The organism is Couchioplanes caeruleus, from assembly GCF_023499255.1.
Lineage (GTDB): Bacteria > Actinomycetota > Actinomycetes > Mycobacteriales > Micromonosporaceae > Actinoplanes > Actinoplanes caeruleus_A.
Genome location: NZ_CP092183.1, coordinates 8,225,193 through 8,240,207 on the forward strand (window position 1 = coordinate 8,225,193; position 15,015 = coordinate 8,240,207).

Genomic DNA, 15,015 nt, shown 5'->3' on the forward strand with positions numbered 1-15,015 from the left:
CGGATCGCCTTACCGTGCCGTGCTCGGGGTTTTGGTTCAGCGGCGGATGAGGCCGAGGTCGGTGGCGGTGGCTACGGCGGCGGTGCGGGAGTCGGCGCCGAGTTTGGTGTAGATGCGGGCCAGGTGGGATTTGACGGTGCCCTCGGTCAGGTGCAGCCGTTGGCCGATGGCCTGGTTGGACAGCCCCTCGGCGACCAGTGCGAGGACCTCGGTCTCGCGCCGGGTCAGGGTGGTGGCGGGGGTGCGGAGCCGGTTCATGAGGCGGTCGGCGACGGTGGGGGCCAGGGTGGTGCCTCCGGTGGCGGCGGTGCGCACGGCGGCGGCCAGGTCCTCGGGTGGGGCGTCTTTGAGGAGGTAGCCGGAGGCGCCGGCCGCGATGGCGGGCAGGGTGTCGGCGTCGGAGTCGTAGGTGGTGACGATCAGCACCCGGGGGGCGCCCGGACGGGCGGTGATCTGGGCGGTGGCCTCGGCGCCGCCCATTCCCTTACCGAACTGCAGGTCCATCAGGACAACGTCGATGTCGCCCTGGGCAGCGCGGGTGATCGCGTCCTCAGCGGTGGCGGCCTCGGCCACCACGACGAGGTCGGGTTCGGTCTGTAGGACCGCACGCAGCCCGGCGCGCACCACGGGGTGGTCGTCGGCCAGCAGCAGCCGGATGGGATGGTCGGTCACCGGTGGGCCTCACATGTCGCTGTCGGCGGGCGCGGGCAGGGGTAGCTGGGCAGCCAGGATGGTGCCGCGGCCGGGGGCGGATTCAACGGTCAGGGTGCCGTCGAGAGCATGCATCCGGGCTCGCATGGCTGTCAGCCCGAAGCCGCCGCTGTCAAGGGTGGAGGCGGGCTGCTGGTCGGGGTCGAATCCGGTGCCGTCGTCAACGACGTCGATGGCCACGTGGTCGCCGAGGTAGCTGAGGCTGACCTCGACGGTGGCGGCGTGGGCATGTTGCACGGTGTTGGCGAGAGCGGACTGGGCGATGCGCAACAGCGCGACCTCGTGGGCGGTCGGCAGCGCAGCCGGATCTCCGGTGAGGTGGAAGCGTGCGGTGATGCGGTGCCGGGCGGAGGTGGTGGCGCACAGGCGTTCCAACGCGCCGGGCAGGGTGGCGTCGTGCAGGGCGGGCGGGGTGAGGGCGGCGACGAAGCGGCGGGCCTCGGCGAGGTTGTCCACCGCCGCCTGGCGGGCCTGTCCGACATAGCCGGCCGCGTTTTCGGGGGTGCCGGGCAGGGCGCGTTCGGCGGCGCGCAGCAGCAACTGAATGCTGGACAGGCCCTGGGCGAGGGTGTCGTGGATCTCGCGGGCCAGGCGCTCCCGTTCGGCCAGCACCCCAGCAGTGTGCTCGGCTCGGGCCAAATCAGCCCGGGTGACGGTGAGTTCCTCGATCAGGCGTCGGCGCTGTTCGCTTTCGCGGTACAGAGCCTGGTACCCCCACACCACCGCAACGGCAACCGCGGCACCCAGCACCGGGCCGATCGCCATGGCAAGGCTGAAGAAGCCCTGATGGACCGCGAACGCGGTGATCGCCGTGACAGCGGTCGCGGCGACTGCGGCCAGGCCCGCGCGGCGGGGCAGCAGGTGCAGCTGGAGGAAGTACAGCGGGAAAGCCACCCAGACAGCGTCGGCGGACAACGCTAGCAACACCAGCCAGCAGGCGCCGACGACAGCCAGCCACACCGCAGCTGCCATTGGGAAGCGGCGCACACGCGGCAGGGCCGGACCAGCCGCATACACCACAACACACGCCACGGCTACGGCGACAGTCATCGCGGCGTGAGGCCGACCGTCGGCCACGGCCCGGCCTGCGGCCAGGCTGAGCAGCGCGACGATCAGCAGGTGCAGGCACCAGGTCAGAGCCCGGGTGGCCGGGGGTAGGGCGGCAGCGGTGGTCTTCACAGTCCTTCCAGCCTAAAGACCCCCGCCGCCAGGCGGCCTCTATCGGAAGTTACAAGTCTCGTACCGTCCTTCGGCCCGCGAAATGCCCTCCCTCGCCAGATGTCCGCGCAGGGGGTCTGCAGCGATGGTGGAGACACACCGATTCCATCGCCAGAAAGAGCAGGCCAGAAGCCGTGTTCGTCGCCTGGAGAGATCTGAAGTTCGCCAAGGGGCGCTTCGCCCTGATGGGGATCGTCATCGTGCTCATCACCCTGCTGGTCGGCCTGCTGTCCGGGCTGACCGCCGGGCTGGGCCAGCAGAACGTCTCCGCCATCACCGGCCTGCCCGCCGACAAGATCGCCTTCCAGGCGCCCAGCGGCGGACAGGAGGTGTCATACGCCAACTCAACCGTCACCGAAAAACAGTGGCAGCAATGGGCCAAGACCCCCGGAGTCACCCGCGCCGAACCGCTGGGAATCACCACCACCAAGGCCACCGCCGGCAACAACAGCACCGCGGTCTCCGCCTTCGGCGTCCGGCCAGGCTCGAAACTCGCCCCGGACAGCAACAAGATCGACAACGAGTCGGCGGTGCTGTCCACCACGGCCGCCGACAACCTCGCCATCAAGGCAGGCGACACCTTCACCCTGGCAGGACAGCAGCTGACCGTGGCCGCCGTCCGCGGCGACGCCTCCTACAGCCACACCCCGGTCATCTGGACCAGCCTCGACGTCTGGCAGAAAGCCGCGCCACCCACCACCGGCGGCGACGGCGAGACCGCGACCGTGATCGCCGTGAACACCACCGCAGGCGCCGACACGGCGGCCGCCGACCAGGCCGCGGGCACCAGGACGGTCTCCAAGGACGATTCGCTGTCCGCGATCGGCTCCTACACCTCCGAAAACGGCTCCCTGCAGCTGATGCGCGGCTTCTTGTTCGCCATCTCCGCCCTGGTCATCGGCGCCTTCTTCACCGTCTGGACCATCCAGCGCAGCGGCGACGTCGCCGTCCTCAAAGCCCTCGGCGCCTCCACCGCCAACCTCCTCAAGGACGCACTCGGCCAGGCCGTCATCCTGCTCACCGGCGGCACCCTGATCGGCACCGGCATCGCCGCCGGCCTCGGAGCGCTCGTCGCCGGCAGCACGGTGCCGTTCCTGCTCACCCCCGCCACCGTCCTGCTCCCCGCCGCTGTGATCATCCTCCTCGGCGCCCTCGGGGCCGGCCTGTCCATCCGCCGCATCACCTCCGTCGACCCGCTGACCGCCCTGGGGAGCGCCCGATGAGCCTCAACCTGACCGACATCACCCTCACCTACCCCGACGGCGAGAGCCGCCTGACCGCCCTCGACCACGTCACACTCGACGTCCCCAAAGGCAGCCTCACCGCCGTCGTCGGCCCCTCCGGCTCCGGCAAGTCCAGCCTCCTGGCCGTCGCCGCCACCCTCATCACCCCCGACACCGGCACCGTCACCATCGACGGCATCCACACCACCGGCATGAGCCGCAACGAACTCACCGACCTGCGCCGCCACAAGATCGGCATCGTCTTCCAACAGCCCAACCTGCTGCCCTCCCTGACCGCCGCCGAACAGCTCCAGGTAATGGCCCAGATCGACGGCCGCTCACCGGCTAAGGCCCACGCCCGCGCCCTCGACCTCCTCGACGCAGTCGGCCTGGCCGACCAGGCCCGCCGGCGTCCCCACCAGCTCTCCGGCGGCCAACGCCAACGCGTCAACATCGCCCGCGCCCTGATGAACGACCCCACCATCCTGCTCGTCGACGAACCCACCAGCGCCCTCGACCACGAACGCGGCGCCGCCATCATCGACCTCATCACCCGCCTCACCCACCAGCAGGCCACCGCAACTGTCCTGGTCACCCACGACCACACCCACCTCACCGCCGTCGACCAGATCACCGAAGTCCACGACGGGCGCCTCCGCCACCTCGCCCAGTGCTGAACCACGTAGATGATCCCGGCAGATCGACCGCCGGGCCACCCGTTACCTAATGATCTTGATCTGCGAGTAAGCTACGCCGGCAAGCCACCACATTGGATTGACGGCCTTGGCCGGGCGCGCGGCCCGGCGGCTCAGCTTTCGACTCCGGTGGTGTCGTGGGCGGTTCCAACCGGCTTGGACTGCGAGGAGCCTCGCTGCCGCAGGTAGATCGCCAGAATGGTCATCGACGCCACGGCCAGCAGCTCGGATTGCCAGTTCTGCAGAGTGCGGTTCCAGAAGTCCGGTCGTTGTAAGTACTCGGTCCAGGCGACGGGGTCCTCGAGGTTGCCGAGCTGCTCCTCATTGTAGGCAGCGACACCGGCGATGAACTGGCCCAACCAGGACAGCAGGAAGATGATGCCCATGGTGAGACCGAGAGAGTTGGAGAACAGCCATAGCCGCACACCGTGGACCCGAGATCAAGCCGGGGAGCCCTCCGTCGGCGTACTGGCCGATCTTCTGTTCTTGTTCCGATTCACGGTCCGACTTGCCCAGCTCTTGTCTCAATCCCCACGCCCAGCGACTACTTGGTCGCCTTCGCCTGCCATAGCTCGACGGCCAGTCGTCCACCCACCACGAGGGCCTTAGCACTCCAGCTGAGGCCCTCGTGACCTGTGCACTCCAAGTAGAGCGCCACAGCTTCCAGGGCCCACCACACGACCGGCGCGATCTCATCGATCGCCGTCGAGCGGGGCTGGGGGTCCGACTCCCGTTCCGGGTGTTCCTCCGCTTCGTCAGGCATCAATCCTCCTCCGGAACCCCGGCCGGGACGGCGCCGAGGAGAGCGGAGCCTTCAAGATCCCGGGCCGATGGTCCGGGGGTTCACCATCGAGATGGGTCCCGGAGCCGTCTGCCTGACGCAGAGGAGCAACCCCACCAAGGTAGGCGATCAGCCGCCCTGCGCCCGGCACGCGGGTGTCCTCAATTCGCGTGTCGCGCCTCATCTGGACCTGACAGGCTGCCGCCGGTTACCCGGGGTGCGATTCAATAACACGTCGTCAGGTCGACGATCTCGGCGCCCCGGCACTCGCCGACGACCAGGCGGTCCGGTCGCATGCGCAGGGCCTGGCGGACGAGATCGGTGAGGCTCACGGCTCCCGCGCCCTCGACGTTGGAGGTGCGCGCCTGCAGCGTCACGACGTGCGGGTGCAGCGGCCGCAGCTCGGCGGCGTCCTCGACGAGCACGATGCGCTCGGTCGGCGGTACGAGGCCGAGCAGCGTCGCCAGCAGCGTGGTCTTGCCGGTGCCCGTACCGCCGGTGACCAGGTAGGCCAGTCGCGCTTCCACGACCGCGGTGAGGACCGTGGCGAGCGCGGGCGGCACTGTGCCGTGCCGGACGAGGTCACCGAGGCTGAACGGGCGCTGACGGAACGTGCGCAGCGACAGATAGGGCCCGGTCGTGGCGACCGGCGGGAGGACGGCGTGCAGGCGGGTGCCGTCGGGCAGGCGCGCGTCCGCATACGGCAGGCCGTCGTCGAGCCGTCGGCCGCATGCGGCGGCCAGGCGCTGAGCGAGGCGGCGTACGTCGTCCGGGCCGCCCACGTCCACGGGGGCCCGGTGCAGGCCCTCGCCGCGGTCGACCCACACCTGCACGCCGTTGACCAGCACGTCGGTCACCGCCGGATCGGTGAGGAGCGGGGCCAGCGGGCCGGCGCCGACGAGGTGGTCGCGGACCCGGCCGGCCAGGCGCTGCACGGTCGGGTCGCCGAGGACGGCCGCGTCGGCCTCCCGGCGCACGGCGGTGACCAGGGTGGCCTGCGTCGCGTCGAGCCGTTCCTCGGCGATGTGCCGCCGTACCCGCTCGGCCAGCGTCGGGGATGCGGTGGTGGGCTGTCCGTTCATGCCGCTTCCGCCGTTCCCGCGTCGGTCCGGTCCTTCAGCAGCCGCCGGCACAGCTCGGCCAGCGGTCCGCGCCCCTCGGCCGTGGGCGCGTGTCCCCGCTCGAGCCCGTGGCACAGTGCCTGCTCGGGCCGGAGGGAGCCGGCCAGCGGCAGGCCGAGCGAGCGGGCCACCTCGCGGGCCTTGAGCCGCCCCGGCGACGGGCCGCGCACCACGACGGACAGGTGCCGGCAGTGCAGCCGCGCGGCCGCGGCCACACGGGCAGCCGCGGCCGTCGCCCGCAGCTCGGCGGGGACGATGAGATAGGCCCGGTCGGCGGCCTCGAGGGCGATCACCGCGGCGCCGTCCAGGTGCCGGGGCAGGTCGACCACGGTGAGGTCGCGCCGGTCGCGGGCGACGTCCATGGTGATCGCCATGGCCTCGGGCGGCACCGGCTGGGCGGCGGACCGGCCGTACGACAGCAGCACCAGGTCACCGCGGTGCGGCAGGGCCCGCAGCAGAGCGGACGGGTCGACGTGACCGCCGGCCTCGGCGATCGCCGCCCAGCGGAGCCCGTCGAGCTCCTCCCAGCCGAGCACGAGGTCGAGGCCGCCGCCCAGCGGGTCGGCGTCGAGCAGCAGCGTGCGCTGACCCTCGCGGACGGCGGTGACGGCGAGCCCGGCCGCCAGGGTGCTCGCGCCCGCGCCGCCCCGGCCGCCGAGCACGGCCAGGACGCGTCCGGCCGGTGACGGGCCGGGAGGCTGCGTGAACAGGTCGGTCAGCCAGGGCTCGGCGGCCGGCAGGACGGCCACGTGCTGCGCGCCGATCGAGCGGGCGACGTCCCAGGCGGTGGGGGCGATGGGCTCGTGGCTCACGACGACGACCCGCTGGTGCCGGGGCAGCCGGGCGCGCAGGCACGCCGCGGCCTGGTCCGCGCCTATCAGGACCAGCGGCGCCTGCGGGTAGCGGGACCGGGCGGCGACGGGGTCCGGGGCCACGTCGACCTCGGTGCCGCCCACGGCGGCCAGCCGCAGCAGGTCGTCGAGCAGGACCGGGTCGGCGGTGACGACGAGCGGCAGGGCCGGGGGCGGTCCGGGCGGGACGGGGGTACGGGCGGACATCGCGGCTCCAACGGTCACGGCGGACGGAACGAGGTCCTCACCGTGGCGGTCGCCGGGAGCCCCGCTCAACCGGGGAACGACGACCTGTGGATAACTTCGAGTCCTGTGGAAAACCTGTGGCCGACGGGCTGATCTGCTATGACGCGGGGGCCGGAGGCGGAGGGGTGGCGCAGGCACGCGGCGAGTGGACACGCCGCGCGTTGGGTATGTTGGTGCCGACACGACCGATGGAGTTGGCATGGAGAACCCGATCCGGAGCGCGCTCGGCGAGGACGGCACCGCACTGGTGACCATCCGGGGAGAGATCGATTTCTCCAGCGCCGACGAGGTCGCTCAGGGGATCCGCGACGCCCTGTCCCAGTGGTCGCCGGCCGAGATCCGCATCGATCTCACCGCCGCCACCTTCATCGACTCCACGGGCCTCGGCGCGCTGATCGAGGGCTACCGTGCGGCGGCCGAGGCGCATACCCGGTTCGTGGTGACGAACCCCAGCGCCAGCTTCCGGCGGGTGCTCTCCGTGACCGGCCTGTGCGAGCTGTTCGGCATGGAGGACGGGCAGTCCGCCGATCTGAGCCAGGCCACGGGAGCCTGACCGGACGGCAGGGCCCGTGGGGCTGGACCACAACTCCCGCCCGGATGGTCGCTTCGCGTGTGCGTCGTCGGCGTTGCTGTGGCCGTACCTGGAAAGGGAACGACCCCCGTCGGGGGTGACGGGGGCCGTCCGAGGATTCGGCTCCGGGGGGGTCGAGCCGAATCGGCTCGGTGATCGCGGGGGGCGCAACCACCGAGAGTTTCGAAGTGCGTGGAGCGGATCAGCGACCGTGGGTTACATCATCAATCAGTGACAACATGAATCCCAGTCGCAACACAAGCATGCCTCAGCAGCGGCTCACCGTCGAGTACCCACCGTCACCGGAAATGGGTGCGTCTTGCGGCTACACTTTCGGCCCGTGGGCCAGAGTGCCGCGTTCTTCGATCTCGACAAGACCGTCATCGCCAAGTCCAGCGCGCTGGCCTTCGGACGGCCTTTCTACCGTGATGGGCTGATCAGCCGCCGCGACGTGGTGAAGTCCGCCTACGCGCAGTTGATGTTCCGGCTGGGCGGCACCGACGAGCAGACCATGGCGCGCACGCGGGACTACCTGGCCGCGTTGTGCAAGGGCTGGCGCGTCGAGCAGGTCCAGCAGATCGTCGCGGAGACCCTGCAGGAGCTGATCAATCCATACGTGTACGCCGAGGCCGCCGTCCTGATCGGCGAGCACCAGGCGGCCGGGCGCGACGTCGTGCTGGTGTCGGCGTCGGGCGACGAGATGGTGCGCCCGATCGGCGAGCTGCTCGGCGTCACCGACGTGATCGCCACGCGGATGGGCATCGTGGACGGGCGCTACAGCGGCGAGGTGGAGTTCTACGCGGCCGGCGAGAGCAAGGTCGCGGGCGTGCGCGAGCTCGCCGACGAGCGCGGCTACGACCTTGCGGAGTGTTACGCCTACTCGGATTCCAGCAGTGATCTGCCGCTCCTGGAGGCCGTGGGCCGGCCGACCGTGGTGAACCCGGATCGCACCCTGCGCCGGGTCGCGCTGGAGCGGTCGTGGCCGGTGCTGGAGTTCCGGCACCCGGTGCCCCTGGGCCGCAGGCTGCGAGAACGCCCCGCGGTGCCGATGGCGGCCGCGGCGCTCGGCGTGGGCGTCGGGGTGGCGATCGGCATCGCGCTGTACGGCCGGCACCGCCGCACCCGGGCCGCCCTGGCATAGACGACGGTCACCCGGAAGCGTCTGACCAATCACACAAAGTAGCTTTCACCCTGGCGATCAAGGGCGGCGGGGCGTAGAAAGAACACGCGGACCTTGATGACAGCAGGTTCCGTGCACGGCCACCGGGAACCCACGCGCGATCAGCCACGGCAGGCACGTTGCGGCGGGACCCACCGGATTCCGGCGGGACTGCCGACAACGACCCAGGTGCACGCTTGATAACCCGGTCGGACGCGCAAGCGACGGCGCCTCGGATGCGAGGCGCCGTCCTTGATGTCCGGACCGTCCGGCCGCGCCGCCTTCTACGTCCCGGCCGCTTTGGCTTCCAGGTGGCGGCTGCGCAGGTCGTGGTAGACCTCGCGGAACAGGTGCGGACGGTTGTGGAAGTCGACGCCCTGCGCCCACAGCTCGGTGTTGACGGTGGAGCCGTCGCGGCGCTCGATGAGCACGGTCATGCCGCCCTCGATCTCCCACCGGCCGATCTTGTTGGTGTGCCGGTGCAGCCGGACGTGCGCGATCTCGTCCCAGGACAGCCGGCGCGATCGCAGCAGCCCGCGGATCTGCAGCCCGGTGGGGCCCACGTAGACGCCCATCTCGAGGATGCGCCAGCCGCCGACCACCCAGAGCGCCGTCAGGGCCATCGCGAGGTACGTGACCCCGTTGCCCTCGACCTGGAACAGGCCCACGCTGGCCCAGCCGAGCAGGACGAACGCGATGGCTTCCCAGCCGATGACGAGCCACCGGCCGACTCCGGGCGAATACGGCCGAACCCAGTCCACTCCCACGCGGACGAGTATGCCAACCCGCGCGGGGATGAATCCGGCTTTTCGGTCTTCGATGCAGATGAGGCCCGACCGGGCGATGGCCTATGTGCCCAAAGGTGCCAGCACCTCGTCCGAGATTTGCGTGAGATGGTCGGCGCCCGCCGAGACCGCGGCCGCGTAATGCCGGAGCCAGGAGCGCAGACCGTCGGGCGTACCGGTGGCGTAGGCGCCCGCGGCGCCCACGTACTCCGGCTCGCGGTCGAGGTGGCCCTGCTCGACTGCGACGAGCCCGCGCGGGTCGAAGCCGCGGGCGACGAGGGTGAGCCGGGCCGCGGCCCGCGCCACGACGCCCGCGGGGCCGGCGAACGGGCGCAGCGTCAGCAGTTCGGCGTGCACGATCGCGGCCAGCAGCAGCGGCGGCGTCCGCTCGTTGCCGGCGACCAGGCCGGCGAGGGCGTCGATCCGCTCGGCGCCGGAGGTCAGCCGGCCGAGGTCCGCGTCGGCCACCGCGCCCCGGGCGGCCAGCACGTGCAGCCGGGCGAGCACCTGGCGCGGAGCGCGCGGCCAGAGGTCGACGAGCCCGCCGAGCGCCTCGGACACCCGCAGCGCGCCCTGCACGACCGGGTCGGTGACCGTGCCGGCGCGCACGGCCGCGAGGTCGTGGCGGTGCTCCTCCAGCGCGGCGCTGGCGACAGCCGCCCGCAGTCCCACCTCGGCGGCCACCTGGCCCCCGTTGCGGCGCAGCGCCCGGTGCCGCATGGCGGCGTCGGCCTTGGCTCGGGCGTCGGCCAGAGCGGCCTCCACGTCGGTGAGCGCGAGCAGCGGAGCCAGGGGATCGTTCGTCACGCGCCTACCGTATCCGTGAAAAACACACGAAACATGGGCTGCGCATACGGGCTCGGAAGTGGCAAGATTCGCGCAGTACCGAGCACGTGCTGCCCGGTCGGCGCGCACGCCCTGCCACTCGGCGCGGCAGAAGGGCGGTACGGCTTGCAGCTCTCGCCCCGGCGCACCGGGCAGAACTACTGTTCAACCCAAGAGAGACCGGTCACGGCAGAGGAGCCGCCCTCATGAGTGAGACGCTGGAGAACCTGTATTCGGAGACGCGGCAGTTCCCGCCGCCGGCCGCGCTCGCCGCCGAGGCGAACGTCAAGGCCGAGGCCTACGACCGGGCCGCCGCCGACCGGCTGGGTTTCTGGGAGCAGCAGGCCGAGCGCCTGACCTGGACCAAGCGGTGGGAGCAGACCCTGGACTGGTCGAACCCGCCGTTCGCCAAGTGGTTCGTGGGCGGCGAGCTCAACATCGCGTACAACTGCGTGGACCGGCACGTCGAGGCCGGCCGGGGCGACAAGGTCGCGATCCACTGGGAGGGCGAGCCCGGCGACACCCGCACCATCACGTACGCCGACCTGCTCAAGAGCGTCAGCCAGGCGGCGAACACGCTGACCGAGCTGGGCGTCACGGCCGGCGACCGGGTGGCGATCTACCTGCCGATGATCCCCGAGGCGGCGGTCGCGATGCTGGCCTGCGCCCGGATCGGCGCGCTGCACAGCGTGGTCTTCGGCGGCTTCTCCGTCGACGCCCTCGCCACCCGCATCCAGGACGCCGACGCGAAGGTCGTGATCACCGCCGACGGCGGCTACCGCCGGGGCAAGCCGTCGGCCCTCAAGCCGACCGTGGACGAGGCCGTCGCCCAGTGCCCGAGCATCGAGCACGTACTGGTCGTCCGCCGTACGGGCGAGGACGTCACATGGGGCGACAAGGACCTGTGGTGGCACGAGACGGTCGAGCAGGCGAGCGAGAAGCACGAGCCGAAGGCGTTCGACGCCGAGCACCCGCTGTTCATCCTCTACACCTCGGGCACGACCGGTAAGCCGAAGGGCATCCTGCACACCACCGGCGGCTACCTGACCCAGGTGTCGTACACGTATGACGCGGTCTTCGACCTCAAGCCGGAGACCGACGTCTTCTGGTGCACCGCCGACATCGGCTGGGTCACCGGCCACTCGTACATCGTCTACGGCCCGCTCTCCAACGGCGCCACGCAGATCATGTACGAGGGCACCCCGGACACCCCCCACAAGGGACGGCTCTGGGAGATCGTCGACAAGTACAAGGTGACGATCCTCTACACCGCGCCCACCCTCATCCGCACGATGATGAAGTGGGGCGACGACATCCCGGCCAAGCACGACCTCTCCTCGCTGCGTCTCCTGGGCAGCGTCGGTGAGCCGATCAACCCCGAGGCCTGGATGTGGTACCGGGCGAACGTGGGCCACGACAACTGCCCGATCGTCGACACGTGGTGGCAGACGGAGACCGGCGGCATCATGATCTCCCCGCTGCCGGGCGTCACGAGCACCAAGCCGGGCTCGGCCATGACCCCGCTGCCGGGCATCTCGGCGGACGTCGTCGACGACCAGGCGGAGTCGGTGCCGGACGGTGGCGGCGGCTTCCTGGTGCTGCGCGAGCCGTGGCCCTCGATGCTGCGCACCATCTGGGGCGACGACCAGCGCTTCATCGACACGTACTGGTCGCGCTTCGGCAAGGGCGCCGGCACGGGCGACGAGTGGATCTACTTCGCCGGCGACGGCGCCAAGAAGGACGAGGACGGCGCGCTCTGGCTCCTCGGCCGGGTCGACGACGTGATGCTGGTGTCCGGGCACAACATCTCCACCACCGAGGTGGAGTCGGCGCTGGTGTCGCACCCGTCGGTCGCCGAGGCGGCGGTCGTGGGCGCGACCGACCCGACGACCGGCCAGGCCATCGTCGCGTTCACCATCCCGCGCGGCAATGTGGACACCGCCGGCGACGCGGGCGAGAAGCTCATCCAGGACCTGCGCAACCACGTGGCGAAGAAGCTCGGCCCGATCGCGAAGCCGCGGCAGATCATGCTCGTGGCCGAGCTGCCCAAGACCCGCTCCGGCAAGATCATGCGGCGGCTGCTGCGCGATGTGGCCGAGAACCGGTCGCTGGGCGACGTGACGACGCTGCAGGACTCGACCGTGATGGACCTGATCTCGTCGGGCATGCAGGGGGCCAAGTCCGAAGACTGAGATAATCATCTATGAATGGCGGCAGATCTGCGATCGTAGGGATCTGCCGCCGTTTCATGGCTACGGTCCATTTTCGACCTTTTGCCGGTTCTTGCATTATGGAAGATCCATAATGCGTAACCATCGCCGAACAATTCGTGTCACCCCTTCCGACACATCGGTGTAGTTGCATACGTTCACCTGAGCCTCGAATCCGGGGCGGTTCACCGCCGTCGCTGCACCACAGCGCGCGGTCATGCCAACGGAGGTAAACGTAGTGCGCAAGGTGGTCGTGGGACTGCTCGGCGCCGCGATGGCGACCAGTGTCGGGATGATGCTCCCGAACGGCGCCCTCGCTGCACCGCCGGTCGATCCAGCGCCGGTGGCCAAGACCGGTGCGGCACCATTGGACGATCTGCCCAACCCGCTGGAGGAGAAGCGTCGCGCCCTCCGCCAGGAGGCCGTCGCCGACGTCGTCAGCGGCAAGGCCAAGCCGATCAAGCGGAACGGCAGCACCGTCGTCAAGGTCGGCCGCACCCAGGGTTCCGGCGTGACCAACCGCAAGGTTGCCAAGTCCGGCACCGACCAGTACGTCGAGCTCGGCCGCGAGCGGACCGACCGGATCTTCGTGATCCTGGCCGAGTTCGGCGACCAGCGGCACCCCAGCTTCCCCGACGTGGACAGCGACCCGGCCACGCCCGGGCCGACCACGTTCAACGGCCCGCTGCACAACAAGATCCCCGCGCCCAACCGCTCGGTGGACAACTCGACGGTGTGGCAGCCGGACTACAACGCCGAGCACTACCGCGACCTGTACTTCGGTGAGGGCGCGGGCAAGGAGTCGGTGAAGACCTACTTCCAGTCCCAGTCGTCCGGGCGCTACAGCGTCGACGGCGAGGTCACGGACTGGGTCAAGGTCAACTACAACGAGGCCCGGTACGGCCGCGACTTCTGCGGCAGCCACGTCTGCAACAACACGTGGGCGCTCGTCCGCGACGCCGCCAACCAGTGGGTGGCGGACCAGAAGGCCGCCGGCCGCACGGACGCGCAGGTCGCCGCGGACATGAAGTCGTTCGACCAGTACGACCGGTACGACTACGACAACGACGGCGACTTCAACGAGCCCGACGGCTACATCGACCACTTCCAGATCGTCCACGCCGGCGGCGACCAGGCCGACGGTGACCCGCAGCAGGGTGAGGACGCCATCTGGAGCCACCGCTGGTACGCGTACGGCACCGACCAGGGCCGCACCGGTCCGTCGAACAACCTGCTCGGCGGCACCCAGATCGGCAACACCGGCATCTGGATCGGCGACTACACCATCCAGCCGGAGAACGGCGGCCTGAGCGTCTTCGTGCACGAGTACACGCACGACCTGGGCCTGCCGGACGACTACGACACCTCGGGCCGTGGCGACAACAACAACGAGCACTGGACCCTGATGGCCCAGAGCCGGCTCAGCGCGGCGGGCGACCAGGCCATCGGCACCCGCCCCGGCGACCTCGGCGCGTGGAACAAGCTGCAGCTCGGCTGGCTCGACTACGAGACGGTCGTGGCCGGTCAGCAGAAGACGCTGAACCTCGGCCCGCAGGAGTACAACACCTCGAAGGCGCAGGGTGTCGTCGTGGTGCTGCCGGACAAGGAGGTCAGCACCGACCTGGGCGCTCCGTTCGCCGGCGAGGGCCAGTTCTTCTCGGGCAACGCCGACGACCTGAACAACTCGCTGTCGCACGACATCGACCTCACCGGCAAGACCACCGCGGCGGTCACGCTCAAGGGCCGGTACGACATCGAGCAGGACTACGACTACCTGTACTTCGAGGCGTCGACGGACAACGGGGCCACCTGGTCCCGCCTGGACGGCACGCTGAACGGCGCGCCGCTGCCGCGCGACGCCAGCAACACCCCCGCGCTGACCGGCAGCACCGGCGGCGAGTGGGCGGACATCGCGGTGCCGCTGAACGCGTACGCCGGCAAGAAGATCACCTTCCGGCTGCACTACCTCACCGACGGTGGCGTGGCCGAGGGCGGGTTCTTCGGTGACGACCTCACCATCACCGCGGACGGCGCGACCGTGCTGGCCGACGGGGCCGAGGGCGACACCACGTGGAAGATGGACGGCTTCTCGATCGTCGGCGCCACCTCGACCGAGGAGTTCGACAACTTCTACATCGCCGGGCACCGCAGCTACGTGTCGTACGACCAGTACCTCAAGACCGGCCCGTACTTCTTCGGCTACCCGGCGACCCCGGACAAGGTGGACCACTACTCCTACCAGGAGGGTCTGCTGATCTCGTACTGGGACACGTCGCAGGTCGACAACAACACCAACGTGCACCCGGGCACGGGCCGCAACCTGATCATCGACGCGCACCCGGCGCCGTTCTACAACCTGGAGGGGCTGCCGTGGCGGGCCCGCATCCAGGTGTACGACGCCCCGTTCAGCCTCAAGAAGGCCGATTCGTTCACGCTGCACATCAACGGCAAGCCCAGCTACATCCGGGGCCAGGCCGCGCAGCCGCTGTTCGACGACACCCAGAAGTACTTCTACGACGAGCTGCCGAACCAGGGCGTCAAGCTCCCGGCCGTCGGCGTGAAGATCAAGGTTGTCGACGTGAACGGCACCTCGATGAAGGTCCGCATCAGCTGAACCGG

13 protein-coding genes and 1 pseudogene are annotated in these 15,015 nt (G+C 70.3%); 6 read left to right on the forward strand and 8 right to left on the reverse strand.

The window, feature by feature from the left end; translation table 11 throughout:
* Window positions 1–36: 36 nt before the first annotated feature.
* Both COUCH_RS37860 and COUCH_RS37865 read right to left on the reverse strand, forming a co-directional pair.
* Window positions 37–672 (reverse strand): response regulator, encoded by a 636-nt coding sequence (locus tag COUCH_RS37860; protein ID WP_249609922.1) that lies wholly within the window; start codon window positions 670–672, stop codon window positions 37–39.
* A gap of 9 nt (window positions 673–681) precedes the next feature.
* Window positions 682–1,890: a sensor histidine kinase gene (locus COUCH_RS37865; protein WP_249609923.1), complete on the reverse strand. Its 1,209-nt coding sequence runs from the start codon at window positions 1,888–1,890 to the stop codon at window positions 682–684.
* 173 nt (window positions 1,891–2,063) lie between these two features.
* Here COUCH_RS37865 and COUCH_RS37870 point away from each other — a divergent pair, with 173 nt between their 5' ends.
* Both COUCH_RS37870 and COUCH_RS37875 read left to right on the forward strand, forming a co-directional pair.
* On the forward strand, window positions 2,064–3,152 hold the full coding sequence (locus COUCH_RS37870) for an ABC transporter permease (protein WP_249609924.1): 1,089 nt from the start codon (window positions 2,064–2,066) through the stop codon (window positions 3,150–3,152).
* Complete coding sequence (locus COUCH_RS37875; RefSeq protein ID WP_249609925.1) at window positions 3,149–3,829, forward strand: ABC transporter ATP-binding protein; 681 nt, start codon at window positions 3,149–3,151, stop codon at window positions 3,827–3,829. The genes COUCH_RS37870 and COUCH_RS37875 overlap by 4 nt, the downstream gene beginning before the upstream one ends.
* Before the next feature lie 131 nt (window positions 3,830–3,960).
* On the opposite strand, the gene COUCH_RS37880 is transcribed toward COUCH_RS37875, so the two are convergent.
* The 4 genes and pseudogenes from COUCH_RS37880 to ssd form a co-directional block, all read right to left on the reverse strand.
* Entirely contained in the window at window positions 3,961–4,233 is a 273-nt protein-coding gene (locus tag COUCH_RS37880; RefSeq protein ID WP_249609926.1) for a DUF6766 family protein, read from the reverse strand.
* A gap of 158 nt (window positions 4,234–4,391) precedes the next feature.
* Complete coding sequence (locus COUCH_RS37885; RefSeq protein WP_249609927.1) at window positions 4,392–4,610, reverse strand: hypothetical protein; 219 nt, start codon at window positions 4,608–4,610, stop codon at window positions 4,392–4,394.
* Between the two features lie 257 nt (window positions 4,611–4,867).
* Window positions 4,868–5,710, reverse strand: a pseudogene (locus COUCH_RS37890) (TadA family conjugal transfer-associated ATPase); the annotation flags it as partial.
* Entirely contained in the window at window positions 5,707–6,807 is a 1,101-nt protein-coding gene (gene ssd, locus COUCH_RS37895) for a septum site-determining protein Ssd (RefSeq protein ID WP_249609928.1), read from the reverse strand. The gene ssd and the pseudogene COUCH_RS37890, both read right to left, overlap by 4 nt.
* 238 nt (window positions 6,808–7,045) lie before the next feature.
* Here ssd and COUCH_RS37900 point away from each other — a divergent pair, with 238 nt between their 5' ends.
* Both COUCH_RS37900 and COUCH_RS37905 read left to right on the forward strand, forming a co-directional pair.
* Window positions 7,046–7,399 carry an STAS domain-containing protein gene (locus COUCH_RS37900; protein ID WP_249609929.1) on the forward strand — a complete coding sequence of 118 codons (354 nt, stop codon included), beginning with the start codon at window positions 7,046–7,048 and terminating at the stop codon, window positions 7,397–7,399.
* Between the two features lie 358 nt (window positions 7,400–7,757).
* Window positions 7,758–8,558, forward strand: a complete 801-nt coding sequence (locus tag COUCH_RS37905) for an HAD family hydrolase (RefSeq protein ID WP_249609930.1) — start codon at window positions 7,758–7,760, stop codon at window positions 8,556–8,558.
* A gap of 302 nt (window positions 8,559–8,860) precedes the next feature.
* Here the strand turns inward: COUCH_RS37905 and COUCH_RS37910 are convergent, their stop codons facing one another.
* Together COUCH_RS37910 and COUCH_RS37915 are read right to left on the reverse strand one after the other, a co-directional pair.
* Complete coding sequence (locus COUCH_RS37910) at window positions 8,861–9,343, reverse strand: PH domain-containing protein (RefSeq protein WP_249609931.1); 483 nt, start codon at window positions 9,341–9,343, stop codon at window positions 8,861–8,863.
* A gap of 81 nt (window positions 9,344–9,424) precedes the next feature.
* Complete coding sequence (locus COUCH_RS37915; RefSeq protein ID WP_249609932.1) at window positions 9,425–10,168, reverse strand: oxidoreductase; 744 nt, start codon at window positions 10,166–10,168, stop codon at window positions 9,425–9,427.
* A gap of 224 nt (window positions 10,169–10,392) precedes the next feature.
* Between COUCH_RS37915 and acs the strand changes: the two genes are divergently transcribed.
* Together acs and COUCH_RS37925 are read left to right on the forward strand one after the other, a co-directional pair.
* Window positions 10,393–12,378: an acetate--CoA ligase gene (gene acs / locus COUCH_RS37920; protein ID WP_249609933.1), complete on the forward strand. Its 1,986-nt coding sequence runs from the start codon at window positions 10,393–10,395 to the stop codon at window positions 12,376–12,378.
* Between the two features lie 271 nt (window positions 12,379–12,649).
* Window positions 12,650–15,010 carry an immune inhibitor A domain-containing protein gene (locus tag COUCH_RS37925; protein WP_249613944.1) on the forward strand — a complete coding sequence of 787 codons (2,361 nt, stop codon included), beginning with the start codon at window positions 12,650–12,652 and terminating at the stop codon, window positions 15,008–15,010.
* The last annotated feature ends 5 nt before the right edge of the window (window positions 15,011–15,015 follow it).